Origin of the sequence: Rhizobium sp. Leaf384, from assembly GCF_001424065.1 — a bacterium.
In the GTDB taxonomy this organism is placed as follows: Bacteria; Pseudomonadota; Alphaproteobacteria; order Rhizobiales; family Rhizobiaceae; genus Ferranicluibacter.
Window position 1 is genome coordinate 269,800 of sequence record NZ_LMQE01000009.1, and the last position, 24,896, is coordinate 294,695.

The 24,896-nt window shown below is 62.5% G+C and carries 22 protein-coding genes; 6 read left to right on the forward strand and 16 right to left on the reverse strand.

Annotated elements, in window-relative coordinates; all coding sequences use genetic code 11:
* The first annotated feature begins 4 nt into the window (after positions 1 to 4).
* Both scpA and mce read left to right on the forward strand, forming a co-directional pair.
* On the forward strand, positions 5 to 2,185 hold the full coding sequence (gene scpA / locus ASG25_RS20595) for a methylmalonyl-CoA mutase (protein ID WP_062478768.1): 2,181 nt from the start codon (positions 5 to 7) through the stop codon (positions 2,183 to 2,185).
* A complete protein-coding gene (gene mce, locus ASG25_RS20600) occupies positions 2,182 to 2,583 on the forward strand; it encodes a methylmalonyl-CoA epimerase (protein WP_062478771.1) in 402 nt (133 codons plus the stop codon). The genes scpA and mce overlap by 4 nt, the downstream gene beginning before the upstream one ends.
* A 4-nt stretch (positions 2,584 to 2,587) precedes the next feature.
* Here the strand turns inward: mce and ASG25_RS20605 are convergent, their stop codons facing one another.
* The 7 genes from ASG25_RS20605 to ASG25_RS20635 form a co-directional block, all read right to left on the reverse strand.
* Entirely contained in the window at positions 2,588 to 3,013 is a 426-nt protein-coding gene (locus ASG25_RS20605; RefSeq protein WP_062478925.1) for a DoxX family protein, read from the reverse strand.
* A 250-nt stretch (positions 3,014 to 3,263) separates the two neighbouring features.
* Positions 3,264 to 4,589 (reverse strand): extracellular solute-binding protein, encoded by a 1,326-nt coding sequence (locus ASG25_RS20610; RefSeq protein WP_062478774.1) that lies wholly within the window; start codon positions 4,587 to 4,589, stop codon positions 3,264 to 3,266.
* A 61-nt stretch (positions 4,590 to 4,650) separates the two neighbouring features.
* Entirely contained in the window at positions 4,651 to 5,478 is an 828-nt protein-coding gene (locus ASG25_RS20615) for a carbohydrate ABC transporter permease (RefSeq protein WP_062478928.1), read from the reverse strand.
* Between the two features lie 50 nt (positions 5,479 to 5,528).
* Positions 5,529 to 6,467: a sugar ABC transporter permease gene (locus ASG25_RS20620; protein WP_062478777.1), complete on the reverse strand. Its 939-nt coding sequence runs from the start codon at positions 6,465 to 6,467 to the stop codon at positions 5,529 to 5,531.
* Positions 6,460 to 7,563, reverse strand: a complete 1,104-nt coding sequence (ugpC, locus tag ASG25_RS20625; protein ID WP_062478780.1) for a sn-glycerol-3-phosphate ABC transporter ATP-binding protein UgpC — start codon at positions 7,561 to 7,563, stop codon at positions 6,460 to 6,462. Before ugpC ends, ASG25_RS20620 begins: the two co-directional genes overlap by 8 nt.
* A 147-nt stretch (positions 7,564 to 7,710) precedes the next feature.
* The gene (locus ASG25_RS20630; RefSeq protein WP_062478781.1) at positions 7,711 to 9,222 is read right to left on the reverse strand and encodes an alpha-N-arabinofuranosidase; all 1,512 of its coding nucleotides are present in this window, start codon (positions 9,220 to 9,222) and stop codon (positions 7,711 to 7,713) included.
* A 114-nt stretch (positions 9,223 to 9,336) separates the two neighbouring features.
* A complete protein-coding gene (locus tag ASG25_RS20635) occupies positions 9,337 to 10,266 on the reverse strand; it encodes a helix-turn-helix domain-containing protein (protein ID WP_062478930.1) in 930 nt (309 codons plus the stop codon).
* Positions 10,267 to 10,539: 273 nt separating this feature from the next.
* Between ASG25_RS20635 and zwf the strand changes: the two genes are divergently transcribed.
* Both zwf and ASG25_RS20645 read left to right on the forward strand, forming a co-directional pair.
* Positions 10,540 to 11,988, forward strand: coding sequence for a glucose-6-phosphate dehydrogenase (gene zwf, locus ASG25_RS20640; RefSeq protein WP_062478931.1), 1,449 nt, complete (start codon positions 10,540 to 10,542; stop codon positions 11,986 to 11,988).
* 140 nt (positions 11,989 to 12,128) lie between these two features.
* On the forward strand, positions 12,129 to 12,989 hold the full coding sequence (locus tag ASG25_RS20645) for a lytic transglycosylase domain-containing protein (protein ID WP_244479468.1): 861 nt from the start codon (positions 12,129 to 12,131) through the stop codon (positions 12,987 to 12,989).
* 65 nt (positions 12,990 to 13,054) lie between these two features.
* Here the strand turns inward: ASG25_RS20645 and kdgD are convergent, their stop codons facing one another.
* Together kdgD and ASG25_RS20655 are read right to left on the reverse strand one after the other, a co-directional pair.
* On the reverse strand, positions 13,055 to 13,987 hold the full coding sequence (gene kdgD / locus ASG25_RS20650) for a 5-dehydro-4-deoxyglucarate dehydratase (RefSeq protein ID WP_062478784.1): 933 nt from the start codon (positions 13,985 to 13,987) through the stop codon (positions 13,055 to 13,057).
* A gap of 79 nt (positions 13,988 to 14,066) precedes the next feature.
* Positions 14,067 to 14,822 carry a FadR/GntR family transcriptional regulator gene (locus ASG25_RS20655; RefSeq protein WP_062478787.1) on the reverse strand — a complete coding sequence of 252 codons (756 nt, stop codon included), beginning with the start codon at positions 14,820 to 14,822 and terminating at the stop codon, positions 14,067 to 14,069.
* A gap of 181 nt (positions 14,823 to 15,003) precedes the next feature.
* Between ASG25_RS20655 and ASG25_RS20660 the strand changes: the two genes are divergently transcribed.
* Positions 15,004 to 16,437, forward strand: coding sequence for an aldehyde dehydrogenase family protein (locus ASG25_RS20660; protein WP_062478790.1), 1,434 nt, complete (start codon positions 15,004 to 15,006; stop codon positions 16,435 to 16,437).
* 78 nt (positions 16,438 to 16,515) lie between these two features.
* The gene (locus ASG25_RS20665) at positions 16,516 to 17,664 is read left to right on the forward strand and encodes a mandelate racemase family protein (protein ID WP_062478792.1); all 1,149 of its coding nucleotides are present in this window, start codon (positions 16,516 to 16,518) and stop codon (positions 17,662 to 17,664) included.
* A 3-nt stretch (positions 17,665 to 17,667) separates the two neighbouring features.
* Here the strand turns inward: ASG25_RS20665 and ASG25_RS20670 are convergent, their stop codons facing one another.
* The 7 genes from ASG25_RS20670 to ASG25_RS20700 all read right to left on the reverse strand — a co-directional run bounded on the left by ASG25_RS20670 (position 17,668) and on the right by ASG25_RS20700 (position 24,732).
* Positions 17,668 to 18,723 carry a dienelactone hydrolase family protein gene (locus ASG25_RS20670; RefSeq protein ID WP_062478795.1) on the reverse strand — a complete coding sequence of 352 codons (1,056 nt, stop codon included), beginning with the start codon at positions 18,721 to 18,723 and terminating at the stop codon, positions 17,668 to 17,670.
* The gene (locus ASG25_RS20675) at positions 18,720 to 19,469 is read right to left on the reverse strand and encodes a FadR/GntR family transcriptional regulator (RefSeq protein ID WP_062478798.1); all 750 of its coding nucleotides are present in this window, start codon (positions 19,467 to 19,469) and stop codon (positions 18,720 to 18,722) included. The genes ASG25_RS20670 and ASG25_RS20675 overlap by 4 nt, the downstream gene beginning before the upstream one ends.
* 30 nt (positions 19,470 to 19,499) lie before the next feature.
* Positions 19,500 to 20,258, reverse strand: a complete 759-nt coding sequence (locus ASG25_RS20680) for an ABC transporter ATP-binding protein (RefSeq protein WP_062478801.1) — start codon at positions 20,256 to 20,258, stop codon at positions 19,500 to 19,502.
* Complete coding sequence (locus tag ASG25_RS20685; protein WP_244479460.1) at positions 20,255 to 21,127, reverse strand: ABC transporter ATP-binding protein; 873 nt, start codon at positions 21,125 to 21,127, stop codon at positions 20,255 to 20,257. Before ASG25_RS20685 ends, ASG25_RS20680 begins: the two co-directional genes overlap by 4 nt.
* A 6-nt stretch (positions 21,128 to 21,133) precedes the next feature.
* Positions 21,134 to 22,006, reverse strand: a complete 873-nt coding sequence (locus ASG25_RS20690) for an ABC transporter permease (RefSeq protein ID WP_062478937.1) — start codon at positions 22,004 to 22,006, stop codon at positions 21,134 to 21,136.
* A gap of 37 nt (positions 22,007 to 22,043) precedes the next feature.
* Positions 22,044 to 23,060 carry an ABC transporter permease gene (locus ASG25_RS20695; protein WP_062478804.1) on the reverse strand — a complete coding sequence of 339 codons (1,017 nt, stop codon included), beginning with the start codon at positions 23,058 to 23,060 and terminating at the stop codon, positions 22,044 to 22,046.
* A 76-nt stretch (positions 23,061 to 23,136) separates the two neighbouring features.
* Positions 23,137 to 24,732: an ABC transporter substrate-binding protein gene (locus ASG25_RS20700; RefSeq protein ID WP_062478939.1), complete on the reverse strand. Its 1,596-nt coding sequence runs from the start codon at positions 24,730 to 24,732 to the stop codon at positions 23,137 to 23,139.
* Positions 24,733 to 24,896: the final 164 nt, after the last annotated feature.

Below are 24,896 nucleotides of genomic sequence, written 5' to 3' on the forward strand. Positions count from 1 at the left end.
AGAGATGACAGACGGTCCGGAGAGCAAGACATCCGCAAGTTCTAAGACGCTGACGGACTGGCAAGCACTGGCCGAGACCGAACTGAAGCGGTCTCCCGACGGCCTCATGTGGCAGACGCCGGAAGGAATCGCCGTCAAACCCGTCTACACGTCCGAAGACATTGCGGGGCTTCCGCACCTCGGCTCTCTACCGGGGTTCGCGCCGTTCACGCGGGGTCCGCGCGCGACCATGTATGCCGGTCGGCCCTGGACCATTCGCCAGTATGCAGGCTTTTCGACGGCGGAAGCCTCGAATGCCTTCTATCGCAAGGCCCTGGCCGCGGGCCAGCAGGGTGTCTCCGTCGCCTTCGATCTTGCCACCCATCGCGGCTACGACAGCGATCATCCGCGCGTGGAAGGTGATGTCGGCAAGGCGGGCGTTGCCATCGACAGCGTCGAGGACATGAAGATCCTGTTCGACGGCATCCCGCTCGACAAGATCTCGGTGTCGATGACCATGAATGGGGCAGTCATCCCGATCCTTGCGAGTTTCATCGTTGCAGGGGAGGAGCAGGGGGTGCCGCGCGCGGCGCTCTCGGGCACCATCCAGAACGATATTCTGAAGGAGTTCATGGTTCGCAACACCTATATCTATCCGCCGGAACCCTCGATGCGCATCATTGCGGACATCATCGAGTACACGGCGCGCGAGATGCCCAAGTTCAACTCCGTTTCGATTTCCGGCTATCATATGCAGGAGGCCGGGGCGACGCTTGTCCAGGAACTCGCTTTCACGCTGGCGGATGGGCGCGAATATGTGCGGGCCGCGATCGCCAAGGGTCTCGATGTCGACGCCTTTGCCGGCCGCCTCTCGTTCTTCTTTGCGATCGGCATGAATTTCTTCATGGAGGCGGCAAAACTGCGTGCCGCACGCCTTCTCTGGTCGCGCATCATGGACGAGTTTGCGCCGAAGCAAGCATCGTCCCGCATGCTGCGGACCCATTGCCAGACGTCGGGCGTATCGCTCCAGGAACAGGATCCGTACAACAATATCGTGCGCACAGCGTTCGAGGCGATGTCGGCTGTTCTCGGCGGCACACAATCCCTGCACACGAATTCGTTCGACGAGGCAATTGCGCTTCCGACGGAATTCTCGGCCCGGATCGCCCGCAATACGCAACTCATCCTTCAGCATGAGACGGGCGTGACGAAGGTGGTCGATCCGCTGGCCGGCTCCTACTACGTCGAAAGCCTGACGGCCGAGCTTGCCGAAAAAGCCTGGACGCTGATCGAGGAGGTGGACGCCCTGGGCGGCATGACCAAGGCTGTTGCCGACGGGCTGCCCAAACGGTTGATCGAGGAAGCCGCAACGCGGCGGCAGGCAGCGGTCGATCGCGGCGAAGAGGTGATCGTCGGCGTCAATCGGTATCGCCTGGAAACCGAAGATGACCTCGACATTCTCGATATCGACAACGCCGCCGTTCGGGCGGGACAGATCCGCCGCATCGAGGAGACGCGCCGTCGCCGCAGCGTTTCGGAGGTTCAGGCGACACTCGCCACCCTGACAGACATTGCGCGGACCGGGTCCGGAAACCTGCTACAGGCAGCCGTCGACGCGGCGCGGGCGCGGGCCACCGTCGGCGAAATCTCGGAGGCCTTGCGCGTGGTCTTCGGCGATCATGCAGCCGAGCCTGTGGTCGTGAGAAACATCTATGGTGACGCCTACAAGGGCGATCCCGAACTGGAGACGCTGACCGCGCGGCTGTCCGCCGTCTCCGCCCGCATCGGCACGCGGCCCAAGGTGATGGTGGCGAAACTCGGTCAGGACGGCCATGACCGCGGCGCAAAGATCATCGCCTCCGCCTTTGGCGATATCGGCTTCGACATCCTCGCCGGGCCTCTGTTCCAGACGCCGGACGAGGCGGCGCAGATGGCGTTGGCCGAGAGGGTGCACGTCGTCGGCGTCTCCTCGCTTGCCGCGGGGCACAAGACGCTGCTGCCGCAACTGATCTCCGCGCTTCGAAGCAAAGGCGGCGGCGACATCATCGTGGTCTGCGGCGGGGTCGTGCCCCGTCAGGACTACCAGTTCCTTCTCGACCATGGCGTGGCCGCCGTTTTCGGGCCGGGCACGAACGTCATGGAAGCAGCCAACGCGATCCTCGACATTCTCGAGGGCAAGCGGCGAAACACGGGAGGCGAGGGATGATCACGGGATTGAACCATGTCGCGATTGCCGTTCCGGATCTCGACCGGGCTGCGGCGCAGTACCGCCGGATGGGCGCCAGCGTTTCCGGCGCGCAGGACTTGCCGGACCACGGGGTGACCGTCGTCTTCGTGACCCTGCCGAATACGAAAATCGAACTCCTGCACCCGTTGGGCGAGAATTCTCCCATCGCGGCGTTTCTGGAAAAGAACCCCTCGGGCGGCCTCCACCACATCTGCCTTGATGTCGATGATCTGGCGAAAACGGCAGAGGGTGTCGTGGCCGATGGGATCCGCGTTCTCGGCGACGGCCAGCCGAAGATCGGCGCGCATGGCAAGCCCGTGATGTTCCTCCATCCGAAGGATACCCAAGGTGCGCTTCTGGAGTTCGAGGAGCGGTAGGAGTTTAGGGCCTCAATCGCCCGCGACGTGGCCAGCGGACAAGACCCGCGGCACGAAGGGGCAGCCAGACAAGCACGGGCTGCAGAAGAAGGCGAGGCACGTGGTAGAGCCAGGGCAGGACACCGGCATCCGCCGCTGTGAGGCTGTCGATCGCATGCTTGATGTTGGCAGGGTAGACGCAGACGGCATAAAGCGCGAGGCCTATGGCAGCGGCCCGTTCTGTCGGGCGGAACCAGATACCGACCGCGCCGAGGAGCTCGCAAACGCCCGTCAGGGCGATCACCGTGCTTGGAAATGGCACCCAGTCCGGCGTGATCGTCAGGAACGGCGACGGCCAGGCCAGATGCAGAATGCCGGCGAGCGCATAGAAGATCGATAAGCCCGTCCGCACACCCTTCGGGCGTTCGCTGTTGCCTGTTGCTTCGTTCATTGCCGTAACGTCGTCCCGCGTTTCGTGCCGCATCCTGCGCGCTTTCAACGAATATAGGACATCAAACACGAATGACCCGCCGCTTCAGGGGAGGCGGCGGGTCTGACCGCGTCGGCAGGGAGTGTGCCGTCGAGGTCTAAAGTGCGTTGCGTGAAAAAGGATTCACGCAACGCACTTTAAGGTCTTGTTTGGATGCATGTCGTTTTCCGAAACCGCTGCACACGTTCGGGCGACATGCAGGAGGCGGTTGCTACAGGTTGGCGAGAAGGTCGTTGACGCGGCTCTCCATGCTGTCAAGCGCGGCATCGACATCCTTCTGGCCGGTGATCGCAGCGTTCATTTCCTGGCCGATGATGTCCTGGATCGCAAACTGGCGCTGGACGGTCGAGGGCAGGGCAACGCCGAGCGTGGCGATCGGCGCGACGGTGTCACGGTGTGGCAGGGCCTTGAATTCCGGCGTCTCGAAGACGGCCTTCACAGCCGGCAGATGGCCCGTGCGCGACCATTCGAAATCATTGTCCTTGAAGAACTTCAGGAACTTGCCGATCGCGGCCACTTCTTCGGGCGAGCGATCCTTTCGCGAAACGCCCCAGGCATGGCCGTCGGCATATTGGGCCTTCTTGCCGGGGAACAGCTGCGGATAGGGATAGACGGTATAGCCGCCCTTGTTGAGGGCGGTTCCTGCCGTCTCGGACGACGCAGTGTAGTCGCCGATCATCCATGTGCCATTCAGGTGAACGCCACCCTCGCCGGCGAGAAACGCGTTGATGCTGGCGGCGTAGTCCATATCCTTTGTCGTGTCGCCCTGGTCGAAGATCGCCTTGTACATCTCCAGGACCTTCTTGGCCTCCGGAGTCTTGAGCTTGACCTTGAGGGGATCTGCGAAGAAGTCGGAATCCTGCTGGAACAGGTAGGTGTAGAAATTCCGGGTATAGAGTGCCACCTCGTTGGCCAGGTTCTGTACGAAGTAGGGCTTGCCGGTCTTCTCGCGGAACTGCTTGGCCTGTGCCAGCAGTTCGTCGACGCTGGTCGGCATTTTCGGCGTGCCATCCGTGTTCACGAGGTCGGCCTGCTTAAACAGGTCCATGTTGATGTGGTAGAGCATGGTCCAGTTGTCGATCGGCAGGCCGTAGATCTGGCCGTCCTTCGTCACGCCGCTGCGGGCAGCGTCGGTAAAGTCGTCCGGCTTGACGCCGACGGAAGCCAGGACCTCGTCGAGCGGCATCAGGAGACCCTTGGACTGGTAATCCGACAGGGCCGAGTGGTGGATCGAGACGATATCGGGAGGATCGCCGGCCGCAAACTGTGCGGTCAGCTGGTCATAGCCCGGCCACTCCACCGTCGTCACGGAGATATGGACATCGGGATTGTCCGCATTGAACTTGTTGATCATCGAGGTGATGATCCCGCATTCGCCGACGGCCTTTGTTACGTCGGTATTGCTGCCGAAATCGGCATCGCAGGCGCCGAAGAAGCGCTGCAGGCTCAGCTCCGTCGCGGCAAATGACGGCGTCGCCGCCATCACGGCAATCGCCGAGGCCGCGGCCAGGATAGACGTCCTCCATACATGCATCATGCGTGTCTCCTCCATGTCATGATTGTGGGACCGGTCTCATCGGAGAGACCGGGCAGTCTGCTCATCGCACCGCAGCACCGGATACCGCGGTCACGATGTACTTCTGGAAAAACAGGTAGAGGATGAGGATCGGCGCGCTGGCGAAGACCGCCTGCGACATGAGAAAACCGAGCCCTTCGGATTGCGCGAAATTGGTCTGCGTCGAGGCGATGCCGACCGTCAGCGTGTACATTTCCTTCTTCGTTCCCGAGATCAGCGGCCAGAAATAGTCGTTCCAGACGCTGAGGAAGGTGAAGATCCCGAGTGTTGCCTGGGCCGGCACCGTCAGCGGCAGGAGCACCTTCCAGAAGATCTTGAAACGGCTGGCATTGTCGAGCAGCGCCGCCTCGTCCAGCTCTTTCGGGATCGCGCGAAAATACTGCGTCATCAGGAACACGCCGAAAGGCGCCGAGAGCCAGGGCAGGATCAGCCCCGGATAGGTATTGTGAAGTTTCATCCACGAGAAGAGCTGGTGGCGCGCGATCAGCACGGCCTGTTCCGGGATGGCAAGCCCGACGAGAACAATCACGAACAGGGCGTTGCGAAAGGGAAAGTTGAGCCGGGCAAAGCCGTAGCCGGCGAGCGAGCAGAGCACCAGCGTCCCCAGCGTCACGCCGCCGGACACGATCAGACTGTTGAGGATCCAGCGGAACACCGACGAGGTGGTGAGAATGTTGAGGTAGTTCTGGAGCGTATAAGGCGCATGGAACACGGCGTTCATGCTCGCCATCAGCTCCTTGTTGTCCTTCAGCGACAGGGCGACGACCCAGACGAGCGGCGCCATCATGATGACGGCGGTGGCGATCGTCAGCCCGAGGATGATGCGATCGCCAGTGCTGCGCCCGACCATCCCCGTGGGTCCGGTCGCGCCCGTCGGCGCGGGTGAGGCTGCCATCGCGCTCATGCGTCCTCTCCTTTTCGGCGTGAAACGACATACTGGATCATGGCGGCGACAAGGATCAGAGCGAACAGCACTTCGGAGGCCGCAGCACCGAGACCGAGGTCCCATCGCTTGAAGGCGGCGTCGTAGATGTACAGCACGAGTGGTGTCGACACATTGTTGGGCCCGCCATTCGTCATCAGCCGGGCCTGCCCGAAAAGCTGGAACTGCAGAACAATCTGGATGACGACCACGAGAACGAAGGTGCGCTTGATCGACGGAAAGGTGATCGAGCGGAAGGTCCGCCAGCGCCCGGCATTGTCCAGCGCCGCTGCCTCGTAGATATCGCCTGGGATTTGCTGGAGCGCGGACAGAAACAGCATCATGGGAAGTCCGATGCACCACCAGATCGTCGCAATGGCGATGGCGATCATCACCAGCTTCGGATCGGACAGGAAGGCCGGGGCCGTTGCACCGAACCATCCGTAGATCGTGGAGAGGAGCCCGAAGCCCGGCACGAACACGATGCGCCAGATAAGCGTGACGATGGTGACGGACAGAACGGACGAGGCGAAGAAGATGGTTCGCAGCACGGCTGCCGTGCGCGTCTGCCGGTTCAGCGCCAAAGCCAGGAGAAGACCGATCAGGGCGAGGGGCGGAACGGTCAGGAGGACGAAATAGAAGGTGTTGCCGATGGCTTTTAGGAAAATCCCGTCATTGAAGAGCCGGGTGTAGTTGGCAAGCCCGACGAACCGACCCGTGGAAAAGGCATCCGCCTTGTGCAGGCTCATCCACATGCCCCAGAACAGGGGGACGAGCAGAAGCAGAACGAAAAACAGCAGATAGGGCGCGACAAAGATGGCGTTGCGCCACAGCGGGGCGTTGACGTTCTGGATCCGCCGTCGCCCAGATGCCGTCTCGGCGACAGCGGCCTTGCCGGCGAGGGTCAGATCAGCCATGGCTGACGTCCTCCGCATGGCGGGCCCTGCCTTCCGCGTCGAACAGATGCGTCCGCATGCCGTCGAGCGAAAGCGCGATGTCGTCGCCGATAGCAACCCGGCTCATGCCGATATCTTCGGCAACGATCATGCTGCCGTCGCGGAGCCTGACATAGAGAAGGGTGCGGTCGCCGAGCCTTTCCAGAACCTCGACCCGGCCGGGTACCGTGTTCGGGGCGCCGAGCTCTGCGCGTCGAACGGCTTCCGCGCGGATACCAAGCGTCTGGTCCCCCGTGATTGCGCCGTCGGCCCGGATCGTGGTGGCAAGCTCGGCGCCATCCGGGAGAGCCGCGACGAGGAAACCGGCCCTTTCCGACAACGTGACCGGCATGAAGTTCATGGTGGGCGAGCCGACGAAGGTCGCGACGAACCGGCTTTCGGGCCGCAGGTAGATGTCCATCGGCGTGCCGATCTGCTCGATCTTGCGATTGTTCATCACGACCACCCGGTCGGCGAGCGTCATGGCCTCGATCTGGTCATGCGTGACGAAGATCATGGTCGACTTGACGCGATTGCGCAGCTGGGCAAGCTCGACGCGGGTTCGGACCCGAAGGGCGGCGTCCAGGTTCGACAAGGGCTCGTCGAACAGAAACGCCTTGGGCTCCTTGACGATCGCCCGGCCGATGGCGACGCGCTGGCGCTGCCCGCCCGAGAGCTGGCCCGGCTTGCGCTCCATCAGATGGCCGATTTCCAGCATGCGCGCCGCCTCCGCCAGACGGGCTTCGATCACGTCTTGCGGGACGTCGATGTTCTTCAGGCCGAAGGACATGTTGTCGGCGACTGTCATGTGGGGATAGAGCGCGTAGGACTGAAACACCATGGCAAGGCCACGCTGGCCCGGCGGCAGCGTATCGATCCGCTCGCCATTGATCGCGATCGTGCCCTCGTCGACGCTTTCCAGCCCGGCGATCATCCGCAGCAGGGTCGATTTCCCGCAGCCCGACGGGCCGAGAAAGACCATGAACTCGTTGGCCTTGACGGACAGCGAAAGATTATCGAGCACCGTCATCGCGCCATATCGCTTCGTGACGTTGGTGATTTCGATCTGCGCAGTCATGCAAGCCTCCCGCCGGCATCGTTCAAAACACAGGTCTGCATCCTATCCTCCCGGCGGTGGCGCGGGCTCCCACCCGACCTTCCGCCTGACTGCCGTCAATGTCTGTCGCGAACCGGGTTTCGACCTCCGTTTCGGGACCGCGTCGCGTCAGGCTTTCAACCGGATCATCCGGTAGCTGAGCGGTGCAATCGAAGCTGTGAGCCGCCCGTCCGAGAAGGCGGCGCCTTCGCCCTTGACCGGGACCACATTGTCGGGTGCCTCGGCCGTATTGGTGATCGCAAGGTTCGCATGCGCGATAGCCTGATCGTCGACGATCGAGAGCGCGCCGAATTCGAGCAACCCGACATCGAGATCGAGAGCTTCGCTCAAATGCCGGTTCACGAGAAAGAAGGTGATATGGCCGGAAGCTGCATCATGCACGGCGGAGACATCGAGATAGGGAACCGCTCCGACGTCCTCGACCGTATAGGTCGGGCTGTCGACCATCAGCTTGAGTGCGGTGCCGCGGCCGTAAACCGAGGCGTAGTAGTAGGGATAGAAGATCGTCTGGCGCCACGCGGGACCTCCCGGCACGGTCATGATCGGCGCAATGACGTTCACGAGCTGCGCGAGGCAGGCGATCTTCACGACATCGGCCCGATTGATGAAGGTGTTCAGAATGCAGCCGACCTGCAGGACGTCTTCGAAATTGTAGTCGTCCTCCAGGAGAGGCGGCGCCTCCGGCCAGCCGTTGTGACCCTCGAGGATCACCTTGTCGCGCTCTTTGGAATGGTACCAGACGTTCCATTCGTCGAAGGAGATATAAACGTCCTTCTTGGAGCGCTTCTTGGACTTCACATAGGCGATGACACCGGCGACCGTGCCGATATAGGTGTCGAGTTCCAGGCTGCGGGCGAGGTAGCTCGCCGTGTCCTTCGCCCGGTTCTCGAAATACATGTGCAGCGAGATGTGGTCGATCTCGTTGTAGGTATGCTCCAGCACCGTCGCCTCCCATTGCGGGTAGGTCGGCATGTGGGCGTTGGACGAACCGCAGACCACGAGTTCGAGCCGGCTGTCGAAGGCGCGCATGGCCTTCGCCGTCTCGTGCGCCAGACGTCCATATTCGTCGGCTGTCTTGTGACCGATCTGCCAGGGACCATCCATCTCGTTGCCCAAGCACCAGAGGCGGACATCGAAGGGGGCTTCGCGGCCATTGGCGCGACGCTTGTCGCTCCAGGTGCTTCCGCCCTCGTGGTTGACATATTCGAGAAAATTGCGCGCCTCGTCGAGGCCGCGAGAGCCCAGATTGACCGCGAGCATCATCTCCGTGCCGACAGTCTCGCACCAATCCGCAAATTCATGAATGCCGACCTGGTTGCTCTCGGATGTGTGCCAGGCGAGATCAAGGCGGACGGGGCGCGCCTCGCGCGGGCCGATGCCGTCTTCCCAATTGTAAGCCGATACGAAATTTCCACCGGGATAGCGGACGATCGGAACCTGAAGGTCTTTCACGAGGTCGATGACATCGCGCCGCATACCATCGGCATCGGCTGTCGGGTGATCCGGCTCATAGATCCCGGTGTAGACGGCGCGGCCAAGATGCTCGATGAACGACCCGTATAGCCGCGGGTCGATCTCCGAGATCGTGAATTTGCTGTGGGCGATAACCGTCGCCTTCATGCCGTCCTCCCAAGTAATTCATATTCCATGATATGTATCATGATTTAAGATGAATAAAGCGGAGCGAAGGCCAAGCGTCAAGCGGAAAGTGTTGTGCAGTGCGAAGGCCGCGCCCTACTTTTTTGTGCGCAGGCGCAGCAGGATATCCTGATCGTAATTGCCGAACCCGCGTCCGAAGATGTTGATTCCGCCGGGATGTTTCGCATCTTCGAGAACGCCGATCCGGAGCCGGATCGAATGATGGATTTCCAGCTTCAGATCAGCAAGCCGGACGTCCGAGATGCGCATGCCGTCGACATAGGAGCCTTCGTCATTGATGCGAAAACTCTTGAGTTTTCCGTATTGCGAGCCTTTCAGTTTCCACCAGTCAGGGGTGTAAACGCCTCTTTTGTCACCGAAATCCCCCGGAGATGTCCAGGTTGCCACGTCGATGCCATTGACGGCAAGCGTGATGTCCGACGGCCAGTCGGCGCTCGTTCCCGGCACTTCGGACGACAGCTCCAGAACGAATTCGAGTTCACGGATCTCCGTGTTTGCAAGGCGCGCATTGTTGGGGAACTGATATTCCACATAGCCTCGGGTGAACCAGATCAGACCCGTCTTCATGCGGTCGGGATCGAGGAACGTGCTGGGCACGTCGAGCAACCCGATGATGCCGTCGATCGAACAGAGCCCGCACGGCGCCGAGACCTCGAAGCTGGTGTAGAGGCCGAGCGGCATGGAGACCTCGATGGCGTCTTGTTCCGTTTCCTTGATATCGTTCTTCAGAACAATCAGGATCTCGTCGTAGAGCGCATGGCAGATCTTCTGGTTTCCCTTGCGGGCCTTGAGCGTTTCCGTGCGGATCAAGCCCGCGTCCCGCAGCATCTGGACATTGATAGAAACGCTGGATTGCGGGGACTGAAGCACATCCGCAATGTCGTTGACATTCATCGGGCCCTTGTTCTGCAGGAGTTTGAGGATCGATACACGGGCAGGAGAGGCCAGCCCTTTGAGCACGGCCTGGTTTTCCTCGGGGTCGACGACCAGAAAGTTGCGGCTCACGACAGTGCACTCCATGCTGACCCGATGCCTGCTCATTCATATCGATAGAACTGATTCAGTCAACGCCCGCGTTTCCCACTGTCCGGTAGGTGACGCGCGTCATGGTCGCCCTATCTCCTGCCTCGACCGCACGAGCCGCTTTTGCCTATGCTGTTGCGGCTGCGACCAGTGAAGGAGACCCGCGTGACCACACCGACAGCCCGCGTTCAGCAGACAGCCGATACGTCCTCAGGCGCCGCACTCGGCAATCTCGATCCGGCGCCGCCCGCCACCCTGGTGATTTTCGGCGCGACGGGAGATCTGACCCGCCGTCTGCTGGTGCCCGCGCTCATCAACATGGAACGGGAAGGCCTCATCAGTCCGTCCACGACCGTGCTGGGCATCGGCAAGGATGCGGGTGACGACGAGATGTTGCGGACGAGCCTCGAGACCTTCAGCGCGCAGCACGTCGGCGACGGCGACACCCAGCGTGCCGAGGCCTGGCAGAAGCTCCGCCCCAAACTGCGCTACCGCGCAGGAGACTTTACGGCGGATCAGATCTACACCGAGATTGCGGCCCAGATCACGGGCAATGCGGTGTTCTATCTCGCCGTGCCGCCACGCTTCTTTGGCGATATCGTCGAAAAACTCGCCGATCACGGCCTGACGAACGAAACCCATGGCGCTTTTCGCCGCATCGCGATCGAAAAGCCGTTCGGGCATGACGCCGCTTCGGCAAAGGCTCTCAACGCGCGCATTCTTGCAGGTGTCGCCGAGACCCAGGTCTACCGGATCGATCATTTCCTGGGCAAGGAAACGGTCCAGAACATCATGACCCTGCGGTTCGCCAACATGATGATCGAAAAGCTGTGGAACAGCGACAGCATCGACCACATCCAGATCACCGCCGCGGAGACCGTGGATGTCGGCACGCGCGGCAGCTTTTACGATGGAACGGGCGCACTCCGGGACATGGTGCCCAACCATCTCTTCCAGCTTCTCGCCATGGTGGCGATGGAGCCTCCGATCAGCTTCGACGCCGAAGCCGTTCGTGACGAAAAGGCCAAGGTTCTGCGCGCGATCCGCATCTATGAGCCGGATGACGTCGACACGAACGGCGTGCGCGGCGCCTATGTCGCGGGTACGATCGGCGACCGGGCGGTGCCCGCCTACCGACAGACGCCGGACGTGAAGCCGGGCAGCACCACCGAGACATATGTCGCCCTCAAGCTGATGATCGACACCTGGCGATGGGCGGGGGTGCCGTTCTATCTGCGCACCGGGAAGGCACTTTCCGTACGGGATACGGAGGTCATCATCACGTTCAAGCCGGTGCCATTCGCGCAGTTTCCCCGCCTGCGAAACGCGCATCTGCCACCGAACCGCATCGTCATCCAGATCCAGCCGGACGAAGGGATCAGCCTGGACATGCTCATCAAGCGGCCGGGCATCGGCGTGGCGGTCGAGCCGGCGGTCATGGATTTCCGGTATGCCGGTCTTTTCGACATCGGCCGCCTGAACGGCTACGAAACCCTGCTCTACGACATTCTGACAGGCGACCAGACATTGTTCCAGCGCGCGGATGCCGTGGAAGCGGGCTGGCGCGCGGTGCAGCCGTTCCTCGACCGATGGGCAGAAGGTGGCGAGCCGGCCCCCTATGCGCCCGGGTCGCTGGGACCGGATGCCGCAGCCGATCTTCTCGCCCGCGATGGCCTTGCCTGGCACGACCTCGTGACGCGGTGAGGCCCTTGACGGTGGCGCGACGGGTGGCAACGGAACGTGCACGCGCGGCCGGCCGTAGCCTGTGCGGTCGTATCACGGCCGGGTCCCTCCGCACGCTGCTGCTGGGCACACTCTGTTCGACGGGCTTTGGCGTTAGCGCTCTGTCGCAAACAAAAGAAGACCGGGATGCCGGCTGCCTCTACGAGGGTGGTGCGGCCGCGCCGCATCTCTGTATCCGCAAGGCGAGCTTCAACGCCGATCTCTGCCACGCGATCGAGCATTTTGCCCGCCGCTCCGATGTACCGCCGGACTTTTTCGCGCGGCTCCTCTGGCGGGAAAGCCTGTTCAACCCGGATGCCGTCAGCCCGAAGGGTGCAGAGGGCATCGCCCAGTTCATGCCGGCGACGGCGCGGCTGCGCGGGCTCGGCAACAGCTTCGACGTCATCCAGTCGCTCGACGCGGCAGCCGCCTACCTGCAGGACCTGCGCATGCGGTTCGGGAATTTCGGGCTCGCCGCTGCCGCGTATAATGCCGGGGAGGGCGGGCTTTCGCGCTTTCTTTCGACGGGCAGGCTGCCGCTGGAAACGCAGGATTACGTCTTTGCCATCACCGGCTATCCCGCCGAGACATGGAAAACCCGCGCGCCTGACGCGGCGGCGCCACCTCTCGACGCGGGCACACCCTTCGCCGATGCCTGCCTTGCTCTTGCCACCCGCCGCATCATTCGCGACCCCGTGCTCGTCGGATCCGCCGACTGGGCGCCCTGGGGCGCTCAACTGGCGGGACACTACAATCCTGCAACCGCGATGAAGCTTTTCACCTTGGCCGTCGCAAGGCTTCCGGCACCCTACAATGCCGAGCGCGCCCTGATCGTCCGCCAGCGCGGCGGCAATTTCGGGTATCGTCCGCGCTATGCGGCCCGGATCGGACGCGAGACGCGTCAAGAGGCGGACGCTCTCTGCGCCATCGTGCGAAAAGCGAGCGGTGCCTGCATCGTCCTGCGCAACACCCGGCACCGCTGATCCTTTTTCCGTCTCCGGCTTGCGCCCCGACAGTGACGGGGCGCCGGAAATTGCGCGTGGTGCGTTTATTCGGCCGCTTGCGCAGTGGCCGCCATGTTTCGATAGGGCTCGCAGAGCGCCTCCATCATCCGGACCTCCTCGGCCGTGAGATCAGTCAAGGGCGCGCGAACCGGGCCGACATCGAAGCCCATCAGCCGCACGCCCGCCTTGATGGCCGAGACGGCATAGCCCTTCTGCCGGTTGCGGATCTCCATGAACGGATAGAAGAAGTCGATCAGGATGCGGTTCGTGGTCTCGGTGTCACCCCGCCGGAGTGCGGTGTAGAAATTCTGCGCAAGCCCCGGCACGAAGTTGAAGACCGCCGACGAATAGGTCGTCACGCCTGCCCCGAGATAGGCATCCGCGAACAGCTCGGCCGTGGGCATGCCGCCAAGATAGGTCAGGCGATCGCCCATCGTCGCGGTAATGCGGCGCACAAGCGCGATATCGCCCGAGCCGTCCTTGAAGCCGACCAGATTGGGGCAGGCATCGCAGAGGCGCGAGAGCGTGTCGGCCGTCAGGATCGAATTGTCGCGATTGTAGACCATCACGCCGATGGAAACGGACTGACAGACCGTCTTGATGTGCTGGTAGAGGCCTTCCTGGCTCGCATCCATCAGATAATGCGGCAGAAGAAGAATGCCGTCGGCACCCGCCTTTTCTGCGGACGTCGCGATGGAGACGGCGATGCGGGTGCCGTAGCCGCAGCCGGCAACGATCGGGGTCGCGCCTGCCGAAGCTTTGGCCGCGGCAACGATCTCCGGGATCTCCGAAGGTTCGAGCGAGAAGAACTCGCCTGTTCCGCCTGCTGCAAACAGAGCCGTCGCATCGAAGCCTGCAAGCCAGCCGACATGCGCTTCGTAAGCTTCACGGTTGAAGAGCCCGTCTGCGCCGAACGGCGTCACCGGGAAGGACAGAAGACCGGCGCCGAGCGCACGCTTCAACTCAAGGGGATCCATGGACACGGGCAATCTCTCCAAACGCTGCATCTGGGAGAACACTAGTAAGAGATAATATCTCTGTCAATACTTGTATGATCTATGCTGCCGTCGATTGCCGCGAACTGCGCATCATGGCCCGATACCGCTGCTGGCTCCCTTTAAGATGATGGCGCATGGCATCGCGGGCCGCTGCCTCGTCGCGGTCCGCGATAGCCCGCGCGATGATCTCGTGTTCCTGCTGGATCTGCGACAGATACTCCGCCGATGTCGCGTCCGATTGATCTGCGCCAAGCAGCGAGCGCGGAATCATCTGTTCGCCGATCGCCTGGAGAAGCTCGCGGAAGCGCGGATTGTTGGTGCTGTCGGCGATGGCGAGATGAAAGGCGCGGTCGCTTTCGACGGTGGCCGTGCCCGAGGCAATCTGTTCGTTCATGACGTGCAGCGTTTCGAAGATAAGCTCCTGCTGCGCCGGAGAACAGCGCCCGGCCGCCAGTCCGGCCGCCTCGATTTCGATCGCGGCGCGCACTTCCAGCATTTCGATGATGGAGGAGACGCGAGTCGGATCGACGCCCTGCAGAGAGCCTTGCGGCCTGGCCGGCGCAGCAAGCACGAAGACGCCGACTCCGTGCCGCACCTCGACAAGCCCGTCCGCGCGCAGTGATGCGATAGCCTCTCGAATGACGGTTCGGCTGACCTGGTGTTCTTCCGTCAGGCCGCTCTCGCTCGCCAGTTTCTCGCCCGGTTTGAGCGTCCCCTCGGCAATGGCGGCGCGCAGTCTCTGGCTTACCGTCGCGACAAGGTTTCTGCCCTTTCGAACAGGCCGCTCGTTTGTGTCGTGATCCGATCTCTTCACGAATCCCCCGCTTCGCAAATGCAGTGTTTCCAGAGTCTTATCACGAAGCGCCGTTGCTCGGCGCAAAGTGCGGAAGAAATTTATTGACCGTCCACGTTGATCTTATAGGATGACATACGTCATTTATATTATAACTAGATGCATGCACCGTGAAGACGCATAGGCTTGGAGGAGCACGAACGTGACCATTTACCAGAATCTCATCGCCGGCGAGTGGGTCGGCTCACAGACGTCTCCCAACCTGAGCCCGTCGGACACGAACGATCTTGTCGGGCTCTACGCCCAAGCGAGCGCCGACGATGCGAAGGATGCCATCGCGGCTGCCAAGCAGGCGTTTCCGGCGTGGTCCCGCTCCGGCATTCTTGAGCGTCACGCGATCCTGCGAAAGGCGTCGGATGAAATTCTGGCCCGCAAGGAGGAGCTTGGGGCTCTCCTCGCCCGTGAAGAGGGCAAGGTGTTGCCGGAGGCGATCGGAGAGGTCACGCGCGCGGCGCAGATCTTCGATTTTTTCGCAGGCGAGGCTCTCCGTCTGACGGGTGAGACCGTCCCGTCCGCCCGGCCGGGGATCGGCGTCGAAGTCACGCGCGAGCCGTTGGGCGTCATCGGCATCATCACGCCGTGGAATTTTCCGATCGCCATCCCGGCCTGGAAGATTGCGCCGGCGCTTTGCTACGGCAACACCGTCGTCTTCAAACCCGCGGATCTCGTTCCCGGTTGCGCCTGGGCGATCGTTGATATCCTCAACCGCGCAGGCCTGCCCAAGGGGGTGCTCAACCTCGTCATGGGCCGCGGTTCCGTCGTCGGCCAGGCGCTGCTCGACAGCCCGGGTCTCTCCGGCCTCACCTTCACGGGGTCGACGGGCACCGGCAAGCGCGTCGCTCTTGCGTCGATCGAGCATAACCGCAAGTTCCAACTCGAAATGGGCGGCAAGAACCCGATGGTGGTTCTCGACGATGCCGATCTTTCGGTCGCCGTCGAGGCCGCGGCCAATTCCGGCTTCTTCTCAACAGGACAACGCTGCACGGCCTCCTCTCGGCTCATCGTTACCGAAGGTATCCACGACCGCTTCGTCGCGGCGTTGACGGAGCGACTGAAGACGCTGACGGTCGACAATGCGATGAAACCGGGGACGCACATCGGTCCCGTGGTCGACGAGCGACAGTTGAAGCAGGACACGGATTACATCGACATCGGCAAGAAAGAAGGCGCGCGACTGGCCTTCGGCGGCGATGTCCTGACGCGCGAGACGCCCGGCTTCTACCTGCAGCCGACCCTCTTCACCGAGGCCACGAACCAGATGCGCATTTCGCGGGAGGAAATCTTCGGGCCGGTGGTCAGCGTCATCAGGGCCAAGGATTACGACGAAGCGCTTTCGATCTCCAACGACACCCCTTTCGGCCTTTCGGCCGGTATCGCCACGACCAGCCTGAAGCATGCGACCCATTTCAAGCGCCATGCGGAAGCGGGCATGGTGATGGTCAATCTCCCCACGGCCGGTGTCGATTTTCACGTGCCGTTTGGTGGCCGCAAGGCGTCGTCCTTCGGTCCGCGCGAGCAGGGGCGCTATGCCGCAGAGTTCTTCACCGTGGTCAAGACCGCCTACACGCTGCCCTGAGCCTGAGCCTGAACTTGAGCCCTGCGCCCTGAGCCCAGGCGGCGCCCGCGTTCGCCATACTGTCCGAGGAGACATTTCGTGAAAATCGTCGACGTCCATGTGCGCGTCTTTGCTCACACCACCTATCGCCATCAGGACACGGCCGGCCATGCCCATCCCGGCCCCGCGCACCGGGTCAACCTCGCGCTCTTGACCATCGTCGATGACGAGGGTGGAGAGGGCTATTGCTTTGCGCCGCCCGAGGTCGTTCGCCCTCACGTCATCGAGAAATTCGTGAAGAAGGTGCTGATCGGCGCCGATCCCTTTGCGCGCGAGCGGCTCTGGCAGGAGCTTGCGCACTGGCAGCGCGGCAGTGCGGCGCAACTGACCGACCGGACGCTCGCGATCGTCGATTGTGCGCTTTGGGATCTGGCCGGGCGCAAGCTGAACATGCCTGTCCACAAGCTGATCGGCACCTATCGCGAGAAGATGCGCGCCTATGGCTCGATCATGTGCGGCGACGAGCTCGAGAACGGTCTCGCCACGCCCGAGGATTATGGCCGGTTTGCCGAAAAGCTCGTCGCCCGGGGTTACAAGGGGATCAAGCTCCACACCTGGATGCCGCCCGTCTCATGGGCGCCGGATGTCGCCATGGACCTCAAGGCCTGCGCCGCCGTGCGCGAGGCGGTAGGCCCGGACATCCACCTGATGATCGACGCATTCCACTGGTACACCCGAACCGATGCGTTGAAGCTCGGCCGAGGCCTGGAAGCGCTCGGCTTTGACTGGATCGAGGAGCCGATGGACGAGCAGAGCTCCATGTCCTACGCGTGGCTGTCGAAGAATCTCGACATCCCCGTCCTCGGACCGGAAAGCGCTGGCGGCAAGCACTTCAGCCGCGCGGAATGGATTGCGACCAAGGCCTGCGACATCCTGCGGACAGGGGTTCACGATGTCGGCGGCATCAGCCCGGCCATGAAATGCATGCATCTTGCCGAGTCCTTCGGCATGAACTGCGAAATCCATGGCAACGGTGCGCCGAACCTGATCGTCGCTGCCTGCTCGAAGAATGCCAACTGGTACGAGCGTGGGCTTTTGCATCCCTTCCTGGAGTACGACGATGGCTTCGAATATCTGAACGGTTTGGTGGATCCCATGGACGCGGATGGCTACGTCCATATTTCCGACAAGCCGGGGCTCGGCGAGGACATCAATTTCGACTTCATCAACGCGAACCTTGTGGCCTGACGATCAGAGGACGCGGTCGAGCCAAGCGATCGCGTCCTCCTGTGGCCCTACCGAAAAGACGTGTCCGCCCGGAACCAGCTTAGCCGTGAAGGCGCTCGGCACCCCGGTGGCCTCCCAGATCGTTCGCATCTGGCGAAACGCCTCGGTGGCAACGTCCTGGGGAAAATGCCGGTCATCGCGGCCGCCGAGGAACAGGGCCGGCTTCGGGGCGGCGAGCGCTGCAAAATGGGGGTAATCGATCCGGCCGGCGATGGGCGGATGCAGCATGTAGAAGGCCGACTGGCCGCGCAGCTGGTTGCTGCCCGCCTGCATCATCCCGGAACGGGTTCCCATCCAGCCAGCCGCGACGCAGGCCTTCACCTCGGCGGAGAGAGCCGAGAGCTGCCAGGCCCGGGCCCCGCCCATCGAAAAACCAAGGGTTGCCACCCGGTCTGGGTCGATCCCGTCGCAATGTCGAAGCCATGCCAACGCCTCGAGATCTTCCTTCAGAACCACGCCTGCAAGCGACTGCCCGACCTGCAGCAGATTTGCGGCCAAGGCCTGTTGTCCGTCATAGCCCGTCCCCGCGCGGCCGCCCCAGCCCAGGGCATCGACGCAGAGAACGCTGTAGCCGCGCTGCGCCAAGGCATTGCCGATATGGCGACCGCCGTAGAGACGCGCTGTCCAGTCAAGCGATGACCGGGCGGCCTCGGGCTCTTCGTCCGGCCGCCGAATGACCTTCTGCCGGCCGATCGAAAAGTAGGCACCGTGATCATGCAGAAGGAGGATGCCCGGCGTCCGACCTTGCGCCCGCGGGCGAAGCCGGTAGGCGTCCGCCGTCTCCCCGTTGGAGAACAGCATGCGGAGGTGGGCGCCGTGTAGCCCGTCATCGTCCCATTCGGCAACGACCGTCGCGGTCGGCAAGGCGATCCGCTCGATATCGAGCGCGCGGCGAAGGGCGGCACGCGTGTCTCGCTGCCAGGTCGCGACGTCGGTCGCACCGGCATCGAAGTTCCAGGCGAAGGCATTCTGATCTCGCAGGCGTTTTGCGAGATCCGGCATGTTGTCGTCGTCGATCATCCCCCGAGGCGCATACGCTCGATCATCCGGTCGCGGCTGACCGTCAGATGCTCGCGCATCGCCAGCCGGGCACCATCGATGTCGCGATGGACGATGGCGGCCAGGACGCGTCGATGCTCGGCATTGACCCGATTTAGATTTGCTTGAAAGACGGCATCCGCAACGGCGTGGCTCTGGAGACGCATGCGGGGCATCAACGTCTCGCCGAGATAGTTGAAAATCCCGAAGAAATGCTCGTTCTGGCTCGCCTTCGCGACGGCGCAATGAAACTCGAAATCGGTCTGGCTCTCGCGAAGAACGCGCTCGATGGCCGCGTCCATGGCGTCGCAGACCGCGGTCATGGCATCGAGATCCGACTGTGTACGGCGCTCTGCTGCCAGTGCCGCCGCTTCGGATTCGATGCCGATGCGCAGTTCGAGACCCTTCAGCTGGTTCTCGACCATCGTAAGCCGCTCGTTGGAAAGACGGAACGGTGGGATACCTGCGTCATCGCGCACGAAGGCGCCGACCCCATGCTGGATGGCGACAAGGCCACTTGCCCTGAGATTGGCAATCGCCTCGCGGATGACCGTTCGGCTCACGCCGAGTTCGTCGATCAGCACCTTCTCCGTCGGCAATTGGGAGCCGCGGGCGTACTCGCCCTGCCGGATACGCTCGGCAAGCGTGCGCACCACCTGCGAGCTCAACGTCTCCCGTCTGCGCGCGGCAGCGGGAAAGGGATCGGGAGCGTCGGCATCCATGGTCATCGTTCAGACCCCTCCAGAGGGCAGCCGTCGTCAGACGGCCTGGTCGTAGGCAAGACTCGCTTCGATCAGTTCACGGGCGTAAGAATCGCGCGCCTCGCCTGTCGAAAGGACCGAGCGATCCATGATTTCAACGACCCGCCCGTGTTGCATCACGGCAAGTCGTTCGCACATATGGTCGATCACCGCCAGATCATGGCTGACGAAGAGATAGGTGAGGTTGCGCCGTGTCCGCAGGTCGGCCAAAAGATTGAGCACCTCCGCCTGCACCGAGACGTCGAGCGCCGAGGTCGGCTCGTCCAGGAGCAGGATCCGCGGCTCGAGAATCAAGGCCCGCGCGATCGCCACACGCTGGCGCTGCCCGCCGGACAGCTCGTGCGGATAGCGTGCGAGAAAGGCAGGATCGAGCCCGACATCGGTCAGCGCGCGCTCCATCCGCTCCGGCTGCCGGTCCATGCGATGAATGCGCAGTGGTTCTTGTAGGGCCGTTCGGATCGACTGGCGGGGATGAAGCGACCCGTAGGGATCTTGAAACACCATCTGCACCATGCGGCAGTAGTCGGAAAAGGGCATAGCCTTGATCGATGCGCCTTCCATCTCAATCGTCCCGTCCCAGAGTGTCAGGAGGCGGGCGATGCAGCGCAGGATGGTCGATTTTCCGGAACCGGACTCGCCAACGAGCCCGAAGGACTCGCCGGCCTCGACGGAAAAGGCCACGTCTCCGAGAATCCGCCGCCTGGCAGCGCCGGAGCCGAGATCGATAGAAACGTTCCGGACGTCGATGGCGCTCATGGCTGGGTCCCCGTCAGATCGTGCAGCATCGGCTCACGGTTGAGCACGGGCAGCGGGCGGCGGCTTCCGCCGATATGCGGTTGGGCGGCCAGGAGCCCGCGGGTGTAGGGATGAACGCAATTCTGCATGTCCCGGGCGGCACGCTCTTCCACCACTTCGCCATGGCGCATGACCAGCACGCGGTCGCAGAAATTGCGCACGAGATTGAGGTCGTGGCTGATCATGATCAGGCCGATACCCTTGTTGGTCACGAGCTCGTTCAGAATGTTCAGCACCTGCATGCGCACCGTCACATCCAGCGCGGAGGTCGGCTCGTCGGCAATGATGATCTGCGGCTCGGGGATCAGCATCATGGCGATCATGATGCGCTGCCCCATGCCGCCGGACACCTCGTGCGGATAGAGGCCATAGACCCGCTCGGGATCGCGGATCTTCACCGCCTCCAGCATGGCAAGCGTCTTTTCGCGCGCCATCCGGGCGGAAGCCTTGTTGTGCACCCGATAGGCCTCGGCGATCTGGTCCCCGACGCGATGGACGGGATTGAGCGAGAATTTGGGGTCCTGCAGAATCATCGAGATCCGGCGGCCACGGATCGCGAGCATCTGGCGCTCGGTCGCGGCCAGAAGATCGGTGCCCTCGAAGTCCATCCGCGCAGCGTCGATCCGCGCCGTCGGCAGCAGCTTCAGCAGCGCCCGGCCGATGGTCGACTTGCCCGAGCCGGACTCCCCGACGATCCCGAGGCGCTCGCGCCCGAGGTCGAAAGAGACACCTTTCACGACCGGCGTGAAAGTGCGCCCGTTCCGGTAGCTGACACGGAGGCCTTCGATGCGAAGCAGCGGCACACGGTTGTCCATGTGGGGTTCCATCATCGCCTCCTAGTGACCCTGTTTCGGGTCGAGTGCATCGCGCAGACCATCGCCGAGCAGATTGAAGGCGAGGCTGACAAGAAGGATGGCTCCCCCGGGAAACGCGACCAGCCACCAGTTGTCGAGCATGTAGCGCCGGCCGGTCGCGATCATGGCGCCCCATTCCGGCAAGGGCGGTTGGGCGCCGAGGCCGAGAAAGCCGAGACCCGCAGCCGTCAGGATGACCGTCGCCATGCTGAGCGTCACCCGGACGAGAACGGAGGGCAGGCACATCGGCATGATCGACTTGATGATGATGCGCAGCCTCGACGCGCCCTGCATGCGGGATGCGGAGATATAGTCCGCATTGCGAAAGGTGAGCGTTTCTGCGCGTGCAAGACGGGCAATCGGCGGCCAGGCGGTCAGGCCGATGGCAATGATTGCATTTTCGAGACTGGCGCCAAGGGCGGCCACGAACGCGAGCGACAGGATGAGGCTGGGAAAGGAGAGAAAGATGTCGGTGATCCGCATCATGACCGTATCGTACCAACCGCCGAAGTAGCCGGCAGTCGTGCCAACCAGCAGGCCGAGCGGGCCGACGATGACGGAGACGATGGTGATGATCGCAAGGCTGATCCGCGAGCCGTGAATGATCCGGCTGAGCACGTCGCGTCCAAGCTCGTCGGTTCCAAACAGATGGCCGGCCGAAGGCGGCTGGAGCGCCTCGCCCAGATCGATCATGTTCGGCTCGTAGGGCGCTATCCAGGGCGCCACCAGCGCCGTTACGAGAAGGATGGTGATGACCACGAAGCCGAAGCCGGACGAGGGATTGGCGAGCAGGTCTTTCACGACGCGGAGAAGGCGGCTTCGGGCCGTGTAGGTCGTGCGGCTGGGCGTTGTCATGGCTGCAGTCCCGATATCAATGGAATTCATCGTCATGTCAGCGCGTCCTCGGGTCGAAGATCTTGTAGAGCGCATCGGACAGGAGATTGAGCCCGATGAAGATGACGCCCACGAGCAGGACACAGGTCATCACCGCATTCATGTCGCCCACCAGCATGTTGTTGGTGATGTACTGGCCGAACCCTGGCCAGGAAAACACGGTCTCGATCAGCACGGCGCCTTCGAGTAGGCTGCCATAGGCCAGCGCGACGATGGTCACGAGCTGGACGCGAATGTTCGCGAAGGCGTGATGCCAGACGGTGCGGCTTTTGGAGAGCCCCTTTACCCGCGCGGTCGTGACATATTCCTGGTTCAGCTGATCCAGCATGAAGCTGCGGGTCATCCGGGTGATGTAGGCCATGGAGGAATAGCCGAGGATGCTGGCCGGCAGCAGCAGGTGATTGACCGCGTCCCAGAAAACCTCCCAATCCCCGGCCAGCAGCGAGTCGATCAAAAGCAAGCCCGTCGTTTCCGGCACGAGGCCGATATAGTAATCCGACAACCGCCCGCCGCCGCCCACGAGATCGAGTGCCGCGTAGAAGACGATGAGGCCGATCATCCCGGTCCAGAAGATCGGCATTGAGTGGCCGATGAGCGTCAGAAACCGGATGACATGATCCACGGGCCTGTTGCGTCGCACGGCGGCCAGGATGCCCAAGGGGATGCCGAGGCCGGCCCCGACGATGATGGCGAAGGTCGCAAGCTCGATCGTCGCCGGCATGACGTGCAGGATGTCGTTGATGACGGGTTGTCCTGTGCGAATGGAAACGCCGAAATCGCCCTGCAGGAGATCGCCGACATACCTGAAGAACTGCTGGTACAGCGGCAGGTTCGCGCCGATCCGCTCTGCGACCATCTCGTAGGTTGCCCTGTCCGCCTCTTCGCCGACGATCGCGCGAACGGGATCGACCGGCATCAAGCGGCCGATGCAGAAGGTCAGGATCAGAAGGCCGACGAGAGTGACCACAATGGTCCCTGCCTGCCGGCCGAAAGCAGAAAATCGCGCGGTGTTCATGACTGCTTTTCCTTGCAATGCGGGAGGAGGTCGCGTGGGAACGGCGAATGCGATGTGCACGACGCCGCAGCGCCGTTCAGCGCTCCTTCGTCACCGTGCGCAACCGTGTCGACCAGGACGGATTGAGCACCAATCCCTTGATATCGGCGCGGTAGCCGACGCTGTCGACGACTTCAGCAAAGGGCTGAATGGCCGGAACGACGTCGGCGTAGTAGGTCTGGATCGCCTCGTAGTCCTTGACCTGCTTTGCCTTGTCCGTCTCCACGAGGGCCGCATCGACCATGCCGTTGATCTTCTCGTCGTAGAACGCCGTCCGCCAGCCCTGGAAATTGGTCAGCTTCGCCGCGTCGGCATTGTCCGGGTTGTAGACGATCGCGCGCAGATTGCTGTCCGGGTGCGGGAGCTGGCCGCCGCCGCCGCGGCCGACGAGCAGTTCATATTTGCGTTCGCGCATGGCACCATAGATCTGGTCCCCGCTTCCCGTGATGATGTCCGCCTTTATCCCAGCCTGCGCCAGCGTGGCTTGAATGGCCGTGGCCGCGTTCATGAAGGGCGCATCGGAAATCGCCCGGAGCGTCGTCGAAAATCCGTCGGGATAGCCGGCTTCCGAAAGCAGGGCCTTTGCCCTTTCCACGTCCAGCGTGTAGCCGGCATTGGGCAGGGCGCCGAACAGCCCGGCCTGGATCGGCCGATCCCGAAGGCGCCCGAAGTAGGGAAGGACGGTATCGTTCAGGCCCTGATAGTCAATCAGGTAGCGCAGGGCCTCGCGGACCTTGGGTTTCTGAAACTTCTCATCCTTCATGGAAACGGCGAGATAGTAGAATCCGCTTCCGGCATTCGTCTGGACCTCGACCTCCTTGCTGGCCTCCAGCGCCTTGAGGTCGGCGGCCGACAGGGAGAAGGCGATATCGATGTCCCCCTTCTCGAGCATCAGTCGCTGGCTCTGCGACTCCGCCAGATGCCGCATCATGATGCGCTTCATGCCGGGCTTCTCGCCCCAGTAGCTGTCGTTGCGATCGAGGATAACGCGCTCGTTGGAGCGCCACTGGCCGAGCGTGTAGGGGCCGGAGCCTGCGGAATTGTTGGTGAGCCACGCAGAGCCGAGATCTCCGGCCTTGTCGTGTTCCATCACGGTCTTGCTGTCGAGAACCGAGCCGGGCCCGACAATCCCCAAGGTCTGGACGATGATCTGCGGATCGACCTTCTTCGGCAGGGTGATTACGACCGTCGTCTCGTCGGGGGCGGTGAAGCTCTTGTCCGCATTGGCGGCGGTAAAGCCGTGCGTCTTCAGGAAGGAGGCCTGCGCCAGGTTGAGGGTCATCAGCCGCTTCAGGGACCAGACCACGTCTGCCGAGGTGACGGGATTGCCCGATGCAAAGATTGCACCTGATCTCAGTTTAAACGTGATCGCAGCGTTGTCGGGGCTGATGGTCCAGCTTTCGGCAAGCAGAGGATCGACCTGCGAGCGGTTGACGGCATTCAGAGCGACCAGGTTGTCATATATGTTGGCCAGAACTTGTACGGTCTCTTTGCCCGTGATGGCAGCAGGATCCAACGTCAGGATATTGCTCATGGAAAAGCCGACGACCAGCATGTTCGGCGGCGTTTCAGCCCATGTGGGGCTCGTCAATAACGTCGAGGCCACCAGAATTGTCGAAAAAAGTTTGCCCATGCGCTGCATCGTTTCCTCCACATGCTGCCTCCCAGCAGCATCATTCCCTCACTCTGGTCATAAGAGATATGACGTCACACCTCAACTGTCAATCTGTTTGAACGAGCGCGGTGCAATCGGAAAGTTTTCAAGATGAGAGCTGCGGCAAAGCAGGCCTGGTGCGG